The organism is Ralstonia chuxiongensis, assembly GCF_024158925.1.
GTDB lineage: Bacteria > Pseudomonadota > Gammaproteobacteria > Burkholderiales > Burkholderiaceae > Ralstonia > Ralstonia chuxiongensis.
In genome coordinates this window covers 564,181-581,663 of sequence record NZ_JAMYWC010000002.1, presented here as the reverse complement: position 1 = coordinate 581,663, position 17,483 = coordinate 564,181, and the positions used below count along the sequence as shown (strand labels likewise).

Genomic DNA, 17,483 nt, shown 5'->3' with positions numbered 1-17,483 from the left:
TCCACTCCATGACCGCCGCAGCACTTTCGCCGCCAGACGGCCCGCTCGATGAAGACAGCTTTGCCGGCCGCCTCAAAGGCGTGCTGACGCGTGGCCGCATCCAGCTCAAGCAAGTGGCGGCAGCGCTGGGGGTGTCACCCTCCGCTGTCCACAAATGGACGCGCGGCGGCGAGATCGAATACGCCAATCTGTTGGCGCTGGCCCGCTTCCTGAGCGTGAACTGGCTTTGGCTGCGCTACGGCGACCGCGCCCTGGCCGACCTGGAAGCGAGCCTGACGACCGACGCCCGCGCCCGCGAAGGCCGCCAAAAGCACATCGCCGCAATCATGGAAAGCGAGGCACGCATGACCTTCGCGCAGGAGATTTCCGGCGTGGTCACGTGGGAGTGGAACCTGCTGACGGACGCGGTCGCCTATTCGCCGAATGTCGCGCGCCTGTTTGGCCGGCCGATCCGCACGCTGGAAGATTTTTGGCAGTGCGTCCTCGCCGAAGACGTGCCGGGTGTGCAGGCCGCGGTCTCGCAGAACCTGAGTGCGGGGGGCGTCTACGAGCATGAATTCCGCATTGCCCCCGCGCCCGACGTTGTGCGATGGATCGTCTCACGTGCGACGCTCGTGCGTGACGCGCAGGACCGCCCGGTCAAGATGATCGGCCTGAGCCTGGACACAACCGAGCGCCACACGGCCGAAGCCGCGTTACGTGATTCGGAGGCGCTGCTGGCCAAGGCGCAACAGATCGCACACCTCGGCAGCTGGATCTGGGAGCCCGGCAGCGACGCCTGCCGCTGGACGGATGAGGCTTACCGCATCTTCGGCTGGGCGCCGCAATCCACGCCGGTGACGATGGCGCGCTATCTGGACGCCATCGTTCCCGCGGATCGCGCCCGTGTGCAGGCCGTGCTGGACCGGGCCGTCGCCTCACGGCAGCCGTATCGCGTCGAATACACCATCACCCTGCCCGACGGCTCGCGTCGCCATCTTCGTGAGGAAGGCGAAGCGCAGGACCCTTCCGCAGCCAAGCCTACGATGATCGGCGCGGCGCAGGACATTACCGCTGAAGTGGAAGCACAAGCGGCCTTCCGCGACAGCGAGGCGAAGCTGCGGACGTTGTTCGAGCAGGCGCCGGTCGGTATCGCCCAGGTCAGCCTGGAAGGCCGCTGCCTGCGCGCCAACCCGTGGCTGTGCACGCTGCTGGGCCAGCCTGAAACGGCGCTGCAGCAACGCACGCTGCTGGACCTTACCCACCGCAACGACCTCGCTAGTCATCTGCGTCAATACGGCGAGTTGCTGGCCGGTACGGTGCCCACGTATGCGCTCTCGCTGCAGTTGGTACGCGGCGATGGCTCGGCAGTGCCAGTGCGCATGACCACGTCCTTGGCGCGCGACCCGGCCACCGACGCACCGCTGCACCTGATTAGTGTGGTGGATACGGTGCTGGAGATGGGCACGTCGTAGCCTGGGTCTTGCCTGACGTCCCAGACGTCAACTTCTGACAATCCCGTCAATCATTGCGACTTTTTCCGGCACGCCTGGAGGGCCGGCATAGACTCCAAAGAACTAACAGTTAATTTATTAACCTCCAGTAACTAAGGCGCCACACGTGTTTTCTCTGCACCTGGCGCCTACAGAACAAGGAGATCGTTTTGGCCTCTTCCTCCTCCGCCCGCGCGGCACATCATCGACGCACGCTGCAATGGGGCTACCGCTGGGCGCTATGGGCGGCCATCCTCTGGGGCGCCTGGTATGTGCCGGGCACGGCCGTCTGGCATGAATCTCCGTTTGCCACGATGGACCTTTCCGATCCGCGCGTCTTCCTTGTCTGCGCGGCCGTCATCACGGCGTTCCATAGCGTCATGGTGACGCTCTTCCAGTGGGTGTGGCTCGGCTCCCTCGGCAAGCTGGGCGATTACTTCCGCACCATCGGCCAGTTCCGTAAGATCTCGCGCTGGTACTTCATTGCGGCAGTCGTCGGCGGACTGATGGCCAACTTCGGCTCCTATCTGGCGATGGGCTATGTCGGCGCCGTGTTCGCGGCAGTGGCCGGGCTGCTGTATCCGGTGGTGGGCGCGACGGTCGCCAAGCTTTGGTACAACGAGCGCATCAGCGCGCGGGCGGCGGTGGGCATCGCCATCATCATCCTGGGCGGCGTGGCGATCTACGCGCCGGCACTGATGGCCGAATCGCACAGCGGCGGCAATCAGTGGATCGGCTACCTGGGCGGCGCCATGGCGGCGATCGGCTGGGGCCTGGAAGGCGCGATCGTGGGCCGCGCCATGGACGTGACCGACCCTGACTGCGGGGTCTCCATCCGTTACACCGCCGAAGCTATCTATTGGGTCGTCTTCATCCTGCCGGCCATCGCGCTGTTTGCGCATGTGCCTGTGCCGGTTACGGAGATTGCCTCGGGCATTGTCCACAGCAAGGCGCTGCTGTGGCTGGTAGTGGGCGGCGTCACCTTCTCGTTCTGCGCGGTGGCCTGGTACAAGTCATTCCCGCTGATCGGCGTGGGGCGTGGTCAGGCGCTGGGCGCGTTCTACGCGATGTTCGCCACTCTCTTCACCGCCATTTTCACGCTGCAGTTTCCGGAGTGGTACTTCCTGATTGGGCTGGCGCTGGTGATCTTCGGCGGCTTCGTGATGGTGTCGGAAAGCTCCGAAAACCTGGAAGTGATCCGCGGCGGTCCGGCACCTGCAACCACGGAGACGCACGCATGAAGCTGCACATGAAGGGCTACATTCTGCAACTGCTCGCGGGCAACGACACGCTGTGGGACAGCGAAATCGCCCATCGCACCTGCATTGAATACAGCAAACCCGAAGACGAATACTGGACGGGCAGCATTCGCGCCATCCTCGCGGATCTCTACTCCGGCGGCCTGGTGCAAACGGCTGAAGACACGCTGGACGAAGCCAACGGCAAGGTGCACTTCCGCTACGCCATCACCGAGTTTGGCCGTCAACGCATGGCCGATACCGGCCTGCTCGACATCGAACCGAAGGAGACAACGCAATGACGCAATATTGGGGCTATCCGTTTGCCGATGTGCTGGCGATCGTGGTGATCGTCGGGCTGAGCGCGCTGGCGCTGTATCAAGCACGCACGTACACGAAGCAGCTCTGACGCAGAAGCGTCGGAAAAAAAAGCGGCCCGCCGGCAGACCACGCCGGCGGGCCGTTTTTGCGTGGGTACCGCTTATGCGCTCAGCGCCGGATCAGACGCGCTGACGCGGCCTGTCTCAACGTGACCGGCAAGGCGACGCTCGAAGCCGGCATCGGTGCTGGCCGTGACGGTCAAGTCGTACCAAGCGTGCTGGCTGCGCAGGTCCAGGTACACCGACGCATCGTCACCGCCGCGCACTTCGCGCTGCACGCTCTCGCCCGTGTAAGCGCTTTTGATTGTGAAGACGGTGGGCGCACGGCCGTGGTTGATGAGGCGCAGTTGCAGGTTGCCGTTGGCCACGTCATAACCTTCCTTCACTTCCAACGCATGGCCATGCGGACGCAGCAGGCCCGACAGCGCGAGCTTGCCGGCAAAGCGGCGCAGGAAGCCATTCGGGCCGTGCACCGTGAAGTCGTAGGCGCCGCCCGCGCTCACGGCCAGCTTGTCCGACAAGCGCTTGCCCGCTTCTATTGTGTAAGTGCGCGGCGCCTCGGAGCTGCCGGCGGCGTAGACGAGGAAAGCTGCACCCACGTCCCCGGTGTTCACGAATTCCAGCTGGAACTTGCCGGCGGCTTCATCCTGGCGGCCGCGCACGAACAGTTCGTACGGCAGGGCGCGCGACGGGCGCACACCGGCTTCCTGCTTCGGTACGGCCTGAACCAGCGGCGGCAGCGGCACGTAGCTGGCGTGGCGCAGCTTGTCCTTCGGCACGTAGGCGGCGGTGCTCGGCAATGCGGGTACCACCTCGTTGGGCGTGGCGAAGTTGAACGCGGACGTCAGATCACCGCACACGGCGCGACGCCACTTCGAGATGTTCGGCGACTTCACGCGGTGCGTGCGCTTGAAGCGCTGCTCAATGAAACGAATGATCGACGTGTGGTCGAACGTTTCCGAGCACACGTAGCCGCCCTTTGACCACGGCGACACCACGAGCATCGGCACGCGCTGGCCCAGGCCGTAGCTGCCGGCTCCGTACGTGCTGTTGCCCGGGAAGTATTCGCCCGTGGTGTCGACCGTCGACAGCCCATTGCTGCCCGACGATGCGAACGGCGGGACGAGGTGATCGAAGAAACCGTCGTTCTCGTCGTAGGTGATGAACACCGCGGTCTTGCTCCACACCTCGGGGTTGGAGGTCAGGACCTGCAAGACCTGATCGATGTACCAAGCGCCGTAGTTGGCCGGCCAGTTCGGGTGCTCCGAGAAAGCCTCGGGCGCGGCAATCCATGACACCTGCGGCAACGTGCCGTTCTGCACATCACGCTTGAGGATGTCGAAGTAGCCGTCGCCCGCCGAGGCGTTGGTGCCGGTGCGCGCCTTGTCGTAGAGCGGGTTACCGGGCTGCGCGTTCTGGTATTGCTTGAAGTACAGCAGCGAGTTGTCGCCGTAGTTACCGATGTAGGCGTCGCTCGTCCAGCCCCAGGAGCCTGCGGCGTCGAGCCCGGTGCCGATGTCCTGGTAGATCTTCCACGAGATGCCGGCAGCCTCAAGCACTTCCGGATACGTCGACCAGCCGTAGCCGGCTTCTGCGTTGTCGATCACAGGACCGCCGCCGACGTTGTCGTTGCCGACGTAGCCCGTCCACATGTAGTAGCGGTTCGGGTCGGTCGACGTGGGCGTGGCGCAGTGATAGGCGTCGCAGATGGTGAAGGCATCGGCCAGCGCGTAGTGGAACGGAATGTCCTGGCGCGTGAGATACGCCATCGTCGTGGTGCCCTTGTGCGGGACCCAGCCGTCGTAACGCCCGCCGTTGACGGCAAGGTGCGTGTCGTTCCAGCCGTGCGGCAGGTCTTGCAGGAACTGCAAGCCCAGATCCGGCGCGCTCGGGCGGAACGGCAGCACTTCGCCCACGCCGCCGGCGAGCGGTTGGTGCCACACGCTCTTGCCGGTCGGCAGCGTGACGGTGCGCGTATCGCCGTACCCGCGCACGCCCTTGAGCGTGCCGAAGTAATGGTCGAACGAGCGGTTTTCCTGCATGAGGATCACGATGTGCTGCACGTCTTCGATATTGCGGTGCGCGTTATGAGCGGGAATCGCCAGCGCCTTGCGAATGCCTTCGGGCACCGCGCCCATGGCTGCGGATGCAGCAGCCAACTGGGCAGCGGAACGGAGAAAACCACGGCGACTGTTGGAGGTCATGTTCTCGTCCTGATGTCTGTGTATTTGGGGGGTGGGGGGAACAACACGGGGCAGCGACTGACTGAACGCAACGAACAAAGTCAGTCGACGGTATGAATCACAGGCGGTGCCAAGCCGTTTTGCGAGGCAACCGCGTGCGGCGGCGAGGCGGGCGGCGCGGAAGCCGGCGCGCGCACCACGGCAGGCACATGTGGGTCAGAAGCATCGCAACCGTTCAACACGAGCGCGAACAGCGCGGCAGCACCGGCCACAAACGCAGGCACGCGGCGTGAAGCGCTGGCATTTCGGTTGGCAGACACAGATGACCTCCAGATGACATCGGCGAGTCCGACTGTGCTGCGCGCGCCGTCTACTCACCACGCGCTAAGGTAGAAAGGATTCATGTCGGTTACGTGAAGACGGCACGCGTCGGCTCCGTCACCCGATCTCGCACATTGATGGAATAGTGTTGCAAGTGCGAATCATTCTCATCTACACTGCAGCGCACCAAATGGCGCCACCGCGCAGCCGACCAGGCTGTTTGCGTGGCGCACATACCTAGAAGAACGAGCCTCCCTTGCAGCCCCTCAGGGAGGGCGTTGCATTCCCGCCTGTCTCTGAAGCGGCCCCTACATCTGGACCCCCTGTGTTGCAGGGCCAAGCCCCGCTCGCCTGCACACGCTCATGTCCCGTAGGAGCCCTCGTGCAACGTCGATCCGATACCGCCGCCAAGACCCAAACCGCATCCGCTGCCGCCGCGGCCGGCAACTTCCGTCTTGAATCCATTCCCGCGCTGCTCGAAGTTGGCGTGCAGGCCGAGCATTGGTCAGCGGCACAACAACTGGCACGGCGGCGAGTGCTGTCGCGCCTGCTCCAGGCGCTGTTTCGTGAAGCGCTGCTCAACGCAGACCAGCTCATCGCCGATACCCGCGCCGATGTGACGTTGCTGCCGATCTGGCAGCAGCGCGTGCTGTTGCGCTTCACCGGCTTGCGGCCGGGCGCGCTCGGCAGCTGGACATTGACGGGCGACGTCGCTGTGCTGGCGCACGACCGCCCGCCGACGCCCATTGAACGTCCATCCGCCCTGCTCCACTGGCTCACGCCCATGCTGGACATTGGCGATGCCACCGACGCCCACCGCCTGGCCGCCATCGCCCGGCTCGCGACGGAACTGGACAACAGCCAGGATAACGACACGCTGTGCCAGGCCTATCGACTGGTCTGGGGTGAGCGTCTAGCCGCCGAGCATCGCGTTGCGGCATCGCAGGACGCGCTGGCCCTGCTCTGCGGCGATGGCACGCCGCACGCCCTGGCGCGTACCGAGCAGTGGGGCACCGGTGGCCACCCATGGCATCCGGCCTACAAGACGCGGCTGGGGCTTGCTCCTGAACAGGTCATCGCGCTCTCACCAGAGTTCGAGGCTCAGGTGCCCATCGGCTTGGTGGCCGTCGCGGCGCATCGCCTGCAGGTCACCACGATGGACGGTGTGCAGCCGTACGCCAACTGGTTCGCAGCGACCTTCCCCCAAGCCATGGCGGCGTTTCGCAAAGCCTTGCTGGCACGCCAGCTCGCGCCCGAAGCGTGGCTGCCGCTGCCCGTTCACCCTTGGCAGCGCGACACGACGCTCGGCGAGACCTTCACCGCTGAATTCGCCGCCGGCGAATTGATCAACCTGCCGGACATCAGCATTGCCGCCCGCCCGACAATGTCATTCCGCACCGTGGCCGCGACCGACGCGCCGGGCGGCCCGATGCTCAAGCTGCCGGTCAGCATGCGGCTGACCAGCGTTGAGCGCACCGTATCGCCCAAATCGGCAGTGATGGGGCCGCGCGTGAGCGCCCTGCTGGAACGCATTCTCGCGACCGATGCAGAATTGGCGAGCGTCCTGTCAATCGTGCCGGAGCGCCATGGCATCCACGTGGCTGGCACGGATGACGATCGCGCCCGGCATCTGTCGATGATCGTGCGCGACAACCCCACCACGCGCATTGCCGGCAACGCGCGGCTGCTGCCGGTCGGCGCCCTCTTCACGCCGGACTTCACCGCCGACATGGCGCACGCAGACGCACCCATGCTGCTCGACACCGTGTTGGCGCGCCAAGCCGACGGCACGCGCGCCGAGCGGGCCGCGCGTTTCTTCGACGCGTACCTGCGCATAGCCATTCCGGCCATCGTCGGCCTCTATCTGCGTTACGGCATTGCTCTGGAGGCGCATCAGCAGAACACCTTCGTCGTCATCGACGCGGCCGGCATGCCGGTGCGGCTGGTTGTGCGCGACTTTGGCGACGTGAAGATCGCGCTGCCGACGCTGCAGTCACAAGGCTTCTCGATCGAGCCGTTCCGTGCCGGCCACACCACGTATCCCGATCGGGACATCCCGCGCAAGAAGCTGATCCACGCCTTCCTGCTGTGCCATATCGGTGAACTGGCGCTGGCGCTGTTTCCCGAGCACGGTAGCGTCGTCGGGCTACGCCAGTGGCATGACGCCATGCACGCCGTGTTCGAAGCCAACCGCCCAGCGCTGGATGCCGACACCTGGACGCGCGAGCGCCACGCGCTGCTCGAAGCGCCATGGACGTTCAAGACGTTCGTCCGCATGCGTCTGCGCGACCAGTCTGACGACATGCATGCCGCGCTGCCCAATCCGCTGGCCGCAGCAGCTCGCGCATGAACCCGGCAACGACTGTGGACGCGTGGCGGGGGGCCATCCGGTGGCTCCTCGTCATCCAGGCCCTTTCAATGGGCGCGATGGAAATGACGGGGCCGTTCTGGCCGCTGTTCCTGCGCGAGCTGTCGCCGGTGCCGCATGTGCCGTTCGCGTGGGTGGCGAGCGCAGCGTACTTCGCGCCGATGGCCGCCACGCTCGTCACTGCGCCATGGTGGGGCCGCCTGGCCGACCGCGTCGGGCCCAAGCCGATGATCCTGCGGGCGCTGGTCGCGCTGGCGGCATCACAGCTGTGGTCGGTCTATGCAGACTCGGCGGCCAGCGTGCTGCTGGCGCGCACGGTGCAAGGCGGGCTGGCGGGCTTTCTGGCAGCCGCGCAAATCTACGCCATGCGCGTGGCGCCCGCCGACATGCGCCGGCGCGTCTTCGCCGATCTGCAGACCGTCACGGCGTGCGGCAGCTTCATGGCGCCACCGGTCGGCGCATGGCTTGTGGGGTTGATGGGCTTTCGCATGGCCAACACGGCGGGGGCGGTCGTGATCCTGGCGTGCATTCCGCTGGCGATGTTCTGCCTGCCCGCTATCAAGCCCGCTCCGAGATCCGAGACCGAGCGGAACGCCGATGCTCGCCAGGCACGTCGCGCTCCGCTGGGCGGTTTGGTGATCGGCCTGCTGCTTGGCATGGTGGCAGTGCAGGCCGCGCGCGTCATGCCGCAAGGCTTTCTCGCGCCGTATATCACCGAGACGCTGCATGGGTCGGTGATGCTGGCAGGTCTGGCCTACAGCGCTACGGCCGCGACACTGGCGTTGTCTGCGCGCTGGTGGGCCAAGCGTTTTGCAGGCTTGCCCGTGCACGTCACGCTGGGGCGCGTCTGCGCGTTGACCGCCGTCTGCGGCCTTACTGCGCTCTGGCAGGGCGTTGCGCAAGGGGAAGGCGCGTTCATCGCTGCGCGCCTGGCGTGGGGTCTGTGCCTTGGCGGGCTGCTGCCGGTCCTCAACAGCCTGGTGGCAGAAACCAGCCCGGAAGATCGTCAAGGTTTTGCTTTGGGGTTGTGCAGCAGCGCAGCCAAGGGCGGCGCGCTCATCGGCCTGGGCGTGGCGGGGTTGTCGACCGGTCTGTTTGGGTGGCGTGCAGGCTTTGTCGCCATGGCCGCGGTGTACCTTGCGGCACTGGCGGCGCTGATTGCGGTGCGACGCGTGGCGTCACCAGAGGCGGCATCGGCGACGGCGCGTGCTCAACGCGCCTGACGTCCGGCGCGCCGCTGCAGCTGCGTCTGCTCGGCGCGCCAGGCGAGGTAACCGAGGCCGAGAAACGGCCACAGCCAGCCGATCCATTGCGACAGGCTGTTGAAATGGACGAACCGCCCCAGCCGCCAGCTTTGCGCCGACACCCACGAATAGGGGCTCGGCGGCAGCACGTTGGACAAGATGATCAGCGCGATCAGCAGGGCCATGGCCAGCGCGCCGCGCAGCCAGCGCGGCAGGCGCACCAGCAGCACCAGCACCAGCGAGCCGACGACCAGCCCGAAACGCGCGCCGGATGAGAGCCAATCCCACGCGCCGCCCAGCGGAAACTGCAGCAGTGTCGCCCCCGCCTTCACCAGCAGCGCGCCGGCCAGCAGCGCAGCCAACAGCCGCAGCATGGGCGCCCCCCGGCGCATGGCCACGCTGGCCAGCAGCCCCGTGCCGATCCAGCTGCAAGCGGTGATGAGCGCTTCCAGCAGTTCCTGGCGCTGCAGTGCTTCCGGGTGCGCCGTCAGCTTGTCCTGCCAGTCGAAGAGCTCCGGAAACCAGCCGTTGAGGAAATTGACGACAAACGCATCCGGCGATGGATCGAGCAGGATGCTGCGGATCACCCCGCCCATGCTGAAGAGGAATTCCTGCGGAAAAATCTGTGCAAACGGCCACGCCAGCATCAGCAGGATCGCAAAGGTGGCATGCGGCTCGAACCAGCGGCGGCGCAGGCGGCGCAGCCCGCCGCGGTCGATCAGCCGCGCCGCAAACGGCAGCATGACGATGCCACCCAGCAGCGCGCCCAGCGTATTCGTCGCCAGATCGACGTTGGAGGAAACGCGCGTTGGCAGATAAGTCTGGATCGCTTCCATGGCGCCCGAGAGCAGCAACCCCGCCAGGAGCGCCAGCAACACCGCACGCCAGCCCGTGATGCGCGGATGCAGCGCCAGCACCGTCAGCATGCCCAGTGGCATGTAGCCCCACACGTTGGTGAGCATGTCGAAGCCGGTGTTGTAGCGCGGCAGCGGTGCGCTCAGGAAGGCAAACGGCGAGACGCCGGCGTCTGTCCAGCCGGCAAACGGATACAGGCTTGCGTAGACGACCAACAGCACGAACCACCCCAGCCCGGCGCGTGCAAGCGGCGAGTGGCGATGCGGAGTGGGTACGGCGGGTTGCGAGTGGAAGTCCGTCACCGGAAGAAGCAGCTATCTAGAAGGAGGAGCGGACATGCCCGGAAGAAACCGCCCATGATAGCGTCCGATGCCGCTCATCACGGATGGTTCCTCCATCCGGTGGAGAGGCTGAGGTATCAGCGCCGGCGCGTGCCAAATGCAGCGCCGGGCGTTGCAGGCACGGCAGAGGTTGACGCCGCCAGCGGCAAACCCGCCACCCAGTCGAGCACCTCGCCGATGGCCTTGTCGGACGCCTGCGTGAGCGCCGTCACCCCACCCGCAGCGTCAGGGCTGGGCGCAGGCGCATCGGCCTGCACCACGCGCTGGTCGATCACCCCCCGCGCCAGCGACACCGTTGCCCGCAGGCGCACCACGCCCCGGCTGGTTTCGGGCCTGTCGAACACCTGTGAAAAGTCGACCAGCTCGATACGCAGGCTCGGCACATCGGGCGTGGGATAGCCCACCACATGGCCGCGCGCGGCCGCCGCATTGCGCAAACGCGCGTCGAACAGGCTCACGGGCGATTCCACCCAGCGGCTGTTGGCGTACGCGTCGGTGCGCTGGCTTTGCGCATAGGCGAGGCGGTAGTAGATGGCATTGCCGTCCATCCAGCCGGGGCCGGCCACGTCGGCCACGCGCAAGGCGGTGGGCAGGCGTGCGCCCGCGCTGGCGGCCGGCGCGAGCCCAAAGTCATACAGCGCGGCGGGCGCCACGGGCGCGCTGGAGCAAGCTGCCAGAAGCGACAGCGCCATCAAAGCAGGCAGCACGTGCGAGCGGCGGAACACAGCAGACAACATCGGCATGGAATCTCCTCAGGGCTGGGCCGCAGCGCGGGCGGCGGGCGCGGTGAAGCCGGTCTCGCCGGGGCCGGGCACGCCGGGCGCGGGGCCAAACAGCACGCTCTGCGGCCGGGCGTTGAAGTCCGTCACGGCATGGTCGAAGCCGCGCACGGCCTGGCGAGCCTCACGCGCAAAGCCGTTGAGCTGCGGCAGCGTTTCGTAGGTCAGCACATTGGCGGCGGATTGCATCGATTGCGTAGCCGCCGTCAGATCGGTCCCGGCGCCGGAAAGCGTCGTCATCAACGGCCCCTTCGGGTCGGACAGCGATTGCGTGAGCTTGCGCGTGGCCACCAGCGTGGAATCGAGGTTGTCGGCAATCTTGGGCAGACGGCGCATGGTCGGCTCAGCCTGCTGCGCGAGCGCACTGTAAGCGTCCATCGTCTTCTGGAACGATTGCAGCGACGCCGTGACCTGCTGGCGGTGCTCGTCGTCAAACATGATCGACAGCGAGTTCAGCGTCTGATCGAGCTTGGAGAGCATCTGGTCGCCGCGCTTGTCCAGTTCGTCGAGGAAGCCGGCGTCCATGCGAATGCGAGCGGGGTCCTTCTGGGATGTGGCCAGTCGCACCGGGCTGGGCGCGTGCTGGCTGTTGTCGAAGCCGCGGTCGTCGAGCTGGACGTAGGCCAGACCCGTCACACCTTGGTACGCCAAGCGGCCATACGTCGTGGTGGTGATGGGCGCATCCTTGTCGACCAGCACGCGCACGACGATCTGCCCCGGCACCTTGTCGTCAAAGCGGATGCTGTCGACCTTGCCGACGTCCAGGCCGCGATATTTCACGGAAGCCTGCGGATTCAGCCCGTTGACGGTGGAACGCGTGACCACGTCGTACGGCACGCGAACGGTCTGGTCGCGGTTGAACCACATGACGGCCAGCCCGATGAAGATGACCAGCCCGATCGTGAACAGCCCGGCCAGGAATGCGTGGGCCTTGTTTTCCATCAATCCTCCTGCGTCGAAAGCGAGGCTGCAGCCACCGCCTCCGTCATCTGCGGGCCCAGCGCCATCAGGGCCCGTTTGCCCCGCTCACCCAGGAAGTACTCCTTGATGAACGGATGATCGATCTGAATGATCTGCTCCAGCGGCTTGGCCGCCACCACTTTGCGATCCGCCAGCACGGCAATGCGGTCGGACAGCGCTACCAGGGTGTCGAGATCGTGCGTCACCATCACCACGGTCAGGCCCAGCTCCTGGCGCAACTCGCGGATGAGCGCAACGTAATCGTCCGACGCGCGCGGGTCCAGCCCGGCGGTCGGCTCGTCAAGAAACACCAGTTCCGGCTCCAGAGCCAACGCCCGGGCCAGCGCCACGCGCTTGATCATGCCGCCCGACAGGTCCGACGGCATCTTGTCGGCATCGGTCGATTTGAGCCCCACCATCTGCAGCTTGAGCATCGCCACGCGCTGGACGAACGCGTCGGGCAATGTGCGCAATTCGCGCATCGGCAACGCCACGTTGTCGATCACGGACAGCGCAGAGAACAGCGCGCCGTGCTGGAACTGCATGCCCCAGCGGTTGCGCATCGACTGCAGATCGTTGCCGACCTGGCAGGTCAGCTCTTCGCCAAAGATGTGGATCGTGCCCGAGGTGGGTTTCTCCAGCCCCACCACCTGGCGCAGCAGCGTCGTCTTGCCGCTGCCCGAGCCGCCGACGACGGAAAGCACCTCGCCGCGAAACACGTCCAGATCGATGTTGTCGAGCACGGTCACCTTGCCGTAGCGCTTGGTGACGCTGCGCACCTCGATCACGCGTTCGCGCGCGGGCGTGATCGCCGGCGGCGCCCCGGCGTGCTCGATATGCGGATGGCGGGGGCGCGTCATATCCCGACGTCCTTGAAGAGAATGGCGAACACGGCATCCGCGAGAATGACGATGGTGATCGACACCACCACGGACGTAGTCGTGCCCTCGCCCAGGCTTTGCGTGTTGGGCTGGATGCGCAAACCAAAGTGGCACGCCACCAGCGCAATCAGCATGCCGAACACCACGCCCTTGCCGATGCCGAGCCACAGGTTGGCCACCGGCACCGCATCGGGCAGCGAGGTGATGAAATACGTCGGGCTGATATCGAGCTGGAACTTGGCCGCAAGAATGCCGCCCGCCAGCGCCAGCAGATCCGTCCACGCCACGAGCAGCGGCATGGCAATCGCCAGCGCAATCACCTTGGGCAGAATCAGCCGAAAGCCGTGAGAGATGCCCATCACGCGCATCGCATCCAGCTCTTCGGTCACCCGCATCACGCCGATCTGCGCGGTGATGGCCGAGCCGGATCGCCCTGCCACCAGAATCGCAGCCAGCACAGGCCCAAGCTCGCGAATGATGGCCATCCCCAAAATGTTGACGATGAAGATGCTGGCCCCGAACACGCGTAATTGGTTGGCCGACAGATAGCTCAGCACGATGCCGATCAGGAAGCCTACCAGCGCCGTAATGCCCAGCGCCTTGTAGCCCGTGCTGTAGATGTTGGCGGAGATCTCGCGCCATGGCCCGCGATGTGGTGCGCGCACGAACCTGCCGAAGTCGAACATCAATTGACCGACCATGGCGATGCCGTTACGGGCGTGATCGAAAAAATCGAGCATGCCCTCGCCGAGGATCGCCACCGGGTTCATGCGCGGCGCCAAGCGCTGCCTCCAGCCGCCGGGGTCGAGCTTGGCCACGCGATCGAGCATGCGGCGCTGGTCGGGACGGGCATCCAGATGTTCGGGCCACTGGTTGCCCCAGGCGCGCCAGAGCAGTTGCGCGCCAAAGTGGTCGATACGACCAACTTCGGTCAGGCACCAAGCGTTGGCGTTGTCCAGCCCGGCGCGGATCTGCTGGCGCGCGCTACGCACGCCGGCGCGCTCGGCCAGCGCGAGCGTGGTCCAGTCGCCGGAGAGAAAGGCGACAGAGCGTCCATCGACAACGCGCACCTCAAGCTGCGGTGTACGGCTGGTGATCAAACGGTTCTCCGTAAGCGGTGATGCCGGATATCGGTCGAATTGTAGCCAAGGCGCCGCCAAACGCTGTCACACTGGCTGCCACACTGTGAGGCCTTTTCGTCGCTTGAAGCAAGCGCCGCGCCCCTGTTTGGATGGCCGCTCGTACAATGCGCGCATTTCTTAGCGCGAACTTGATCGCCCGTTTTTTATGTCTCTTGCCGAACCCTCCGCGCGGTGGCGCCTTGCGCGCGAGCGCATCCAGCCCAGTGGCCCGGCTGCCGGCTGGCCTGTCGATGTAGTTGAGACCACCGGCTCCACCAGCGCCGATCTGATGGCCGCGGTGCGTGATGCCGCCTGGCCTGCCAACACGACGATTCCCGCCCCAGCCGGCGCCGCTCCGCTGCTGGGCGCGCGCGTGCTGGCCGCGCAGCGCCAGACCGCCGGGCGCGGTCGCCAAGGCCGCCCGTGGGGTGGCGACCACGGCCTGACCTTCTCCATCGCCTGTGCCTTTGCGGGCGAGCCCGCGCAGCTCGGCGGCCTGAGCCTGGCCGTGGGTGTGGCCGTGGCCGATGCCGTGGCTGGGTACGCGGAAGCCCGGGGCGGGAGCGGACAGGCGCTCGCACTGAAATGGCCCAACGATGTGCAAATTGCCGGGCGCAAGCTGGCCGGCATCCTGGTCGAGACCGTGCGGACAGAGCCGGGCCGGACCTGGGCCGTCATCGGCATCGGCCTGAACCTGGAACGGCCGCGCGTGCTGGAAGCCAGGCTGGGCCGCGGCTTGTCGGGCGTGGAAGAACTGGTGGATGCGCCGGAACCGAATGCCGTGTTTTCGGCGCTGCTCACGTCGCTGGGTGAACACCTGCAGCGCTTCGGCGCACAGGGCTTGGCGCCGTTCGTTGCGCCGTTTGCCGCCCGCGATGCCTTTGCCGGCGAGCGGGTGCGCCTGTGGCAGGACGGCACCATGGTGCTCGAAGGCGTGGCGCATGGCATCGATGCACAAGGCCGCCTGGCGATTGAATCGGGCGGACGTGTGCAGTGGATCCACAGCGGCGAGGTTTCCTTGCGCAGCGCAGAGGCAGAACAGCCATGACGCGCCTGAAGGTCTCTGCCGCGCACGCCGCCCCCGCCCGTCCGCTATTGCTGATCGACGCGGGAAACACGCGCATCAAGTGGGCGTGGATTGCCGGTGGTGCCGATGCCGAACTCGCCCTGCCCGAAGAACCGGGCGGCACGCCCTGGCAGCATGCCGGCGCCCGCGCGCATGATCGATTGGCGGAACTGGTGGAAGACTGGCGCGATTGCCACGCCTCCGGCGTTGCCCCACCCGAGGTGTGGATCAGCGCGGTGGCCGGCCCGGCACTGCGCGATGCACTCACCGCGCGCATCGCCCGCGTGTTCGACGGGGCACGCGTGCGCATTGCGGCATCGGAAGATGCCACCGCCGGCCTGCGCAACGGGTATCGCGACCCCACGCAGCTTGGCACCGACCGATGGGTGGGCGCGGTCGGCGCCCGCCACTTGTGGCCCGACACGGCCCTGCTGCTCGTGACGGCAGGCACCGCCACGACCCTCGACATCGTCACGCCCGATGGCCTGTTTGCCGGCGGCCTGATCCTTCCCGGCCTCACGTTGATGATGCGCGCGCTGTCACGCAACACGGCGCAGTTGCCCGAAGTCGATGTCAGCTACCTGAGTGCCGGCGACGTCGTTGCGCCGCCCTGGGCCGACAATACGCAGGACGCCATCGCGCTGGGCTGTGTTATCGCCCAGGCGGGTGCAATTGCGCAGACGTGGATGGCACTGCAGAAGCAATACCCCGGCCCGGCACGCTGCGTGCTGAGCGGCGGAGCACGCGCCGCGTTGGGGCCGCATCTGCGCATGCCGTTCCAGATGCACGATAATCTCGTGCTGCTCGGCCTTCAGGTGCTGGCGCGCGCGAGCCGGGAAGGCGCCGCGACGTTGGCGTAGCCTCGGTCGGCCGGGCTGCAGTTTTCGTCTGACGTCTTACCGTTGTTGCTGCTGTGTTCCTGCATTCCGAGCCACCATCCGAATCCACGTCCGTTCGCACCATGACGCTTCGCCTCGCCCTGCTGCTCCTGCTGCTCGTCAATGGCGTTCTGCTCGCGGCCAATACCGGCGTATTCGGGCCCGAAGTGTCCAAGGCCTGGTTCGAGAGCGAGCGCGAACCCGATCGCATGCGCCGCCAAATCCGGACCGAAGCAATCCGTATTCTCGAACCGGCACCCGCTTCTGCACCGGCCACCGCCGTACCGAAATCGGCGCCGGACTCGCCGCCGTCGGCTTCCTCGCCCGCCGCATCGGGCCCGCAGGCGAACATCGAGCGTACGGCTCTGACCACCGCTGACAGCGGCGGCACTTGCACCGAACTCGGCGGCCTGACAGAAGCACAGGCCACGCGCGGCATCGATCAGCTCAAGCAACTGGCGGGCGTGCAGGTTGAGCGCATCACGCGTCAGGAAGACAACCGCTGGTGGGTCCACATGCCGGCCCGCGACACGCGCGACGACGCCGATCGCAAGGTCGCCGAACTCAAACGCCGCAACGTGGCGGATTCAGCCATCGTGCAAGAAGGCAATACGTTTGTGGTATCGCTTGGCCTGTTCCGCGACAAGGAGCGCGCGCAGCAGCGTCTGGATGAACTGCGCGCCAAGGACGTGCGCACCGCCGTGGTCACGCAAACGCACCGGCTCGGCGCGCAGACCTCGCTACGCGTGAGCACCACCGCCGATGCGGCTTCGGGCGTCGCAGCCCAACTGGCCGCGCTGAAGAAAACGCTGGGCGCCGAAGACCTGCACGCTTGCGCGGCGGTCACGGCATCGCGCTAAGCGTTCAGGACGACGCGCGCACGCGCTTGAGCAGCGCCGTCGTCGAGCGGTCATGCTCGAACGGAATCGCCAGGGCCGTACCGCCCCAGCTGCGCACGACACGCGTTTCTTCCAGCGCATCGATGTCATAGTCGCCGCCCTTGACGTAGATGTCGGGACGCACGCGCTGGATGAGTTCGACCGGGGTGCGCTCGGCAAACAACACCACCAGACTCACCGCTTCCAGCGCAGCCAGCACGGCTAGGCGATCGTCCTGCGTGTTGAGCGGGCGGTCGTCACCCTTGCCCAGCATCCGTACCGAGGCATCGGTGTTTACGCCCACCACCAGCGAAGCGCCTAGCGCACGTGCCTGCGCCAGATACGTAGCGTGCCCACGATGCAGGATGTCGAACACGCCGTTGGTGAAGACCACTGGGCGCGGCAAGGCGCGCACGCGGGCCTCCACGTCGGCGGAGTCGCAGATCTTCTGTTCAAAGGCGGGCGCAGGCTGGCGAGCGGTCATGGCGAAAGCGAAATCGAGGTGGAAAACAAAACGG

16 protein-coding genes are annotated in these 17,483 nt (G+C 66.3%); 8 read left to right on the top strand and 8 right to left on the bottom strand.

Annotated elements, in window-relative coordinates; genetic code table 11:
• Window positions 1-8: 8 nt before the first annotated feature.
• The 3 genes from NKG59_RS07345 (at window position 9) to NKG59_RS07335 (ending at window position 3,012) form a co-directional block, all read left to right on the top strand.
• On the top strand, window positions 9-1,454 hold the full coding sequence (locus tag NKG59_RS07345) for a PAS domain-containing protein (RefSeq protein WP_253536143.1): 1,446 nt from the start codon (window positions 9-11) through the stop codon (window positions 1,452-1,454).
• A 188-nt stretch (window positions 1,455-1,642) separates the two neighbouring features.
• Window positions 1,643-2,713, top strand: a complete 1,071-nt coding sequence (locus NKG59_RS07340; RefSeq protein WP_253536141.1) for a DMT family transporter — start codon at window positions 1,643-1,645, stop codon at window positions 2,711-2,713.
• Complete coding sequence (locus NKG59_RS07335) at window positions 2,710-3,012, top strand: hypothetical protein (RefSeq protein ID WP_253536140.1); 303 nt, start codon at window positions 2,710-2,712, stop codon at window positions 3,010-3,012. The genes NKG59_RS07340 and NKG59_RS07335 overlap by 4 nt, the downstream gene beginning before the upstream one ends.
• A 179-nt stretch (window positions 3,013-3,191) precedes the next feature.
• Here the strand turns inward: NKG59_RS07335 and NKG59_RS07330 are convergent, their stop codons facing one another.
• Window positions 3,192-5,294 carry a phosphocholine-specific phospholipase C gene (locus tag NKG59_RS07330; RefSeq protein WP_253536139.1) on the bottom strand — a complete coding sequence of 701 codons (2,103 nt, stop codon included), beginning with the start codon at window positions 5,292-5,294 and terminating at the stop codon, window positions 3,192-3,194.
• Between the two features lie 80 nt (window positions 5,295-5,374).
• Entirely contained in the window at window positions 5,375-5,593 is a 219-nt protein-coding gene (locus NKG59_RS07325) for a hypothetical protein (RefSeq protein WP_253536137.1), read from the bottom strand.
• Between the two features lie 383 nt (window positions 5,594-5,976).
• On the opposite strand from NKG59_RS07325, the gene NKG59_RS07320 reads away from it, so the two are divergent.
• Together NKG59_RS07320 and NKG59_RS07315 are read left to right on the top strand one after the other, a co-directional pair.
• The gene (locus NKG59_RS07320) at window positions 5,977-7,944 is read left to right on the top strand and encodes an NRPS-independent rhizoferrin synthetase (RefSeq protein WP_253536135.1); all 1,968 of its coding nucleotides are present in this window, start codon (window positions 5,977-5,979) and stop codon (window positions 7,942-7,944) included.
• Window positions 7,941-9,185, top strand: a complete 1,245-nt coding sequence (locus NKG59_RS07315) for a rhizoferrin export MFS transporter (RefSeq protein WP_253536133.1) — start codon at window positions 7,941-7,943, stop codon at window positions 9,183-9,185. Before NKG59_RS07320 ends, NKG59_RS07315 begins: the two co-directional genes overlap by 4 nt.
• Here the strand turns inward: NKG59_RS07315 and NKG59_RS07310 are convergent.
• The 5 genes from NKG59_RS07310 to NKG59_RS07290 all read right to left on the bottom strand — a co-directional run bounded on the left by NKG59_RS07310 (window position 9,173) and on the right by NKG59_RS07290 (window position 14,122).
• On the bottom strand, window positions 9,173-10,375 hold the full coding sequence (locus NKG59_RS07310) for a VanZ family protein (RefSeq protein WP_301288102.1): 1,203 nt from the start codon (window positions 10,373-10,375) through the stop codon (window positions 9,173-9,175). The genes NKG59_RS07315 and NKG59_RS07310 overlap by 13 nt on opposite strands.
• Window positions 10,376-10,479: 104 nt before the next feature.
• Window positions 10,480-11,145: an ABC-type transport auxiliary lipoprotein family protein gene (locus NKG59_RS07305; RefSeq protein ID WP_045202420.1), complete on the bottom strand. Its 666-nt coding sequence runs from the start codon at window positions 11,143-11,145 to the stop codon at window positions 10,480-10,482.
• 9 nt (window positions 11,146-11,154) lie between these two features.
• Entirely contained in the window at window positions 11,155-12,123 is a 969-nt protein-coding gene (locus NKG59_RS07300; RefSeq protein ID WP_253536129.1) for an MlaD family protein, read from the bottom strand.
• On the bottom strand, window positions 12,123-13,001 hold the full coding sequence (locus NKG59_RS07295) for an ABC transporter ATP-binding protein (protein WP_045202418.1): 879 nt from the start codon (window positions 12,999-13,001) through the stop codon (window positions 12,123-12,125). Before NKG59_RS07295 ends, NKG59_RS07300 begins: the two co-directional genes overlap by 1 nt.
• Window positions 12,998-14,122: an MlaE family ABC transporter permease gene (locus NKG59_RS07290; protein WP_045202416.1), complete on the bottom strand. Its 1,125-nt coding sequence runs from the start codon at window positions 14,120-14,122 to the stop codon at window positions 12,998-13,000. The genes NKG59_RS07295 and NKG59_RS07290 overlap by 4 nt, the downstream gene beginning before the upstream one ends.
• A gap of 187 nt (window positions 14,123-14,309) precedes the next feature.
• On the opposite strand from NKG59_RS07290, the gene NKG59_RS07285 reads away from it, so the two are divergent.
• The 3 genes from NKG59_RS07285 (at window position 14,310) to NKG59_RS07275 (ending at window position 16,947) form a co-directional block, all read left to right on the top strand.
• Window positions 14,310-15,191 (top strand): biotin--[acetyl-CoA-carboxylase] ligase, encoded by an 882-nt coding sequence (locus NKG59_RS07285; protein ID WP_253536127.1) that lies wholly within the window; start codon window positions 14,310-14,312, stop codon window positions 15,189-15,191.
• Window positions 15,188-16,069 carry a type III pantothenate kinase gene (locus NKG59_RS07280; protein WP_253536125.1) on the top strand — a complete coding sequence of 294 codons (882 nt, stop codon included), beginning with the start codon at window positions 15,188-15,190 and terminating at the stop codon, window positions 16,067-16,069. The genes NKG59_RS07285 and NKG59_RS07280 overlap by 4 nt, the downstream gene beginning before the upstream one ends.
• Window positions 16,070-16,170: 101 nt before the next feature.
• Entirely contained in the window at window positions 16,171-16,947 is a 777-nt protein-coding gene (locus NKG59_RS07275; protein WP_253536123.1) for an SPOR domain-containing protein, read from the top strand.
• Between the two features lie 4 nt (window positions 16,948-16,951).
• On the opposite strand, the gene rfaE2 is transcribed toward NKG59_RS07275, so the two are convergent.
• Complete coding sequence (rfaE2, locus tag NKG59_RS07270; RefSeq protein WP_253536121.1) at window positions 16,952-17,449, bottom strand: D-glycero-beta-D-manno-heptose 1-phosphate adenylyltransferase; 498 nt, start codon at window positions 17,447-17,449, stop codon at window positions 16,952-16,954.
• Window positions 17,450-17,483 lie beyond the last annotated feature (34 nt).

Coding starts and splice junctions, on each gene's coding strand:
- NKG59_RS07330 (WP_253536139.1), bottom strand. CDS start 5,294: ATGACCTCCAACAGTCGCCGTGGTTTTCTCCGTTCCGCTGCCCAGTTG.
- NKG59_RS07280 (WP_253536125.1), top strand. CDS start 15,188: ATGACGCGCCTGAAGGTCTCTGCCGCGCACGCCGCCCCCGCCCGTCCG.
- NKG59_RS07285 (WP_253536127.1), top strand. CDS start 14,310: ATGTCTCTTGCCGAACCCTCCGCGCGGTGGCGCCTTGCGCGCGAGCGC.
- NKG59_RS07335 (WP_253536140.1), top strand. CDS start 2,710: ATGAAGCTGCACATGAAGGGCTACATTCTGCAACTGCTCGCGGGCAAC.
- NKG59_RS07275 (WP_253536123.1), top strand. CDS start 16,171: ATGACGCTTCGCCTCGCCCTGCTGCTCCTGCTGCTCGTCAATGGCGTT.
- NKG59_RS07295 (WP_045202418.1), bottom strand. CDS start 13,001: ATGACGCGCCCCCGCCATCCGCATATCGAGCACGCCGGGGCGCCGCCG.
- NKG59_RS07300 (WP_253536129.1), bottom strand. CDS start 12,123: ATGGAAAACAAGGCCCACGCATTCCTGGCCGGGCTGTTCACGATCGGG.
- rfaE2 (WP_253536121.1), bottom strand. CDS start 17,449: ATGACCGCTCGCCAGCCTGCGCCCGCCTTTGAACAGAAGATCTGCGAC.
- NKG59_RS07305 (WP_045202420.1), bottom strand. CDS start 11,145: ATGCCGATGTTGTCTGCTGTGTTCCGCCGCTCGCACGTGCTGCCTGCT.
- NKG59_RS07345 (WP_253536143.1), top strand. CDS start 9: ATGACCGCCGCAGCACTTTCGCCGCCAGACGGCCCGCTCGATGAAGAC.
- NKG59_RS07315 (WP_253536133.1), top strand. CDS start 7,941: ATGAACCCGGCAACGACTGTGGACGCGTGGCGGGGGGCCATCCGGTGG.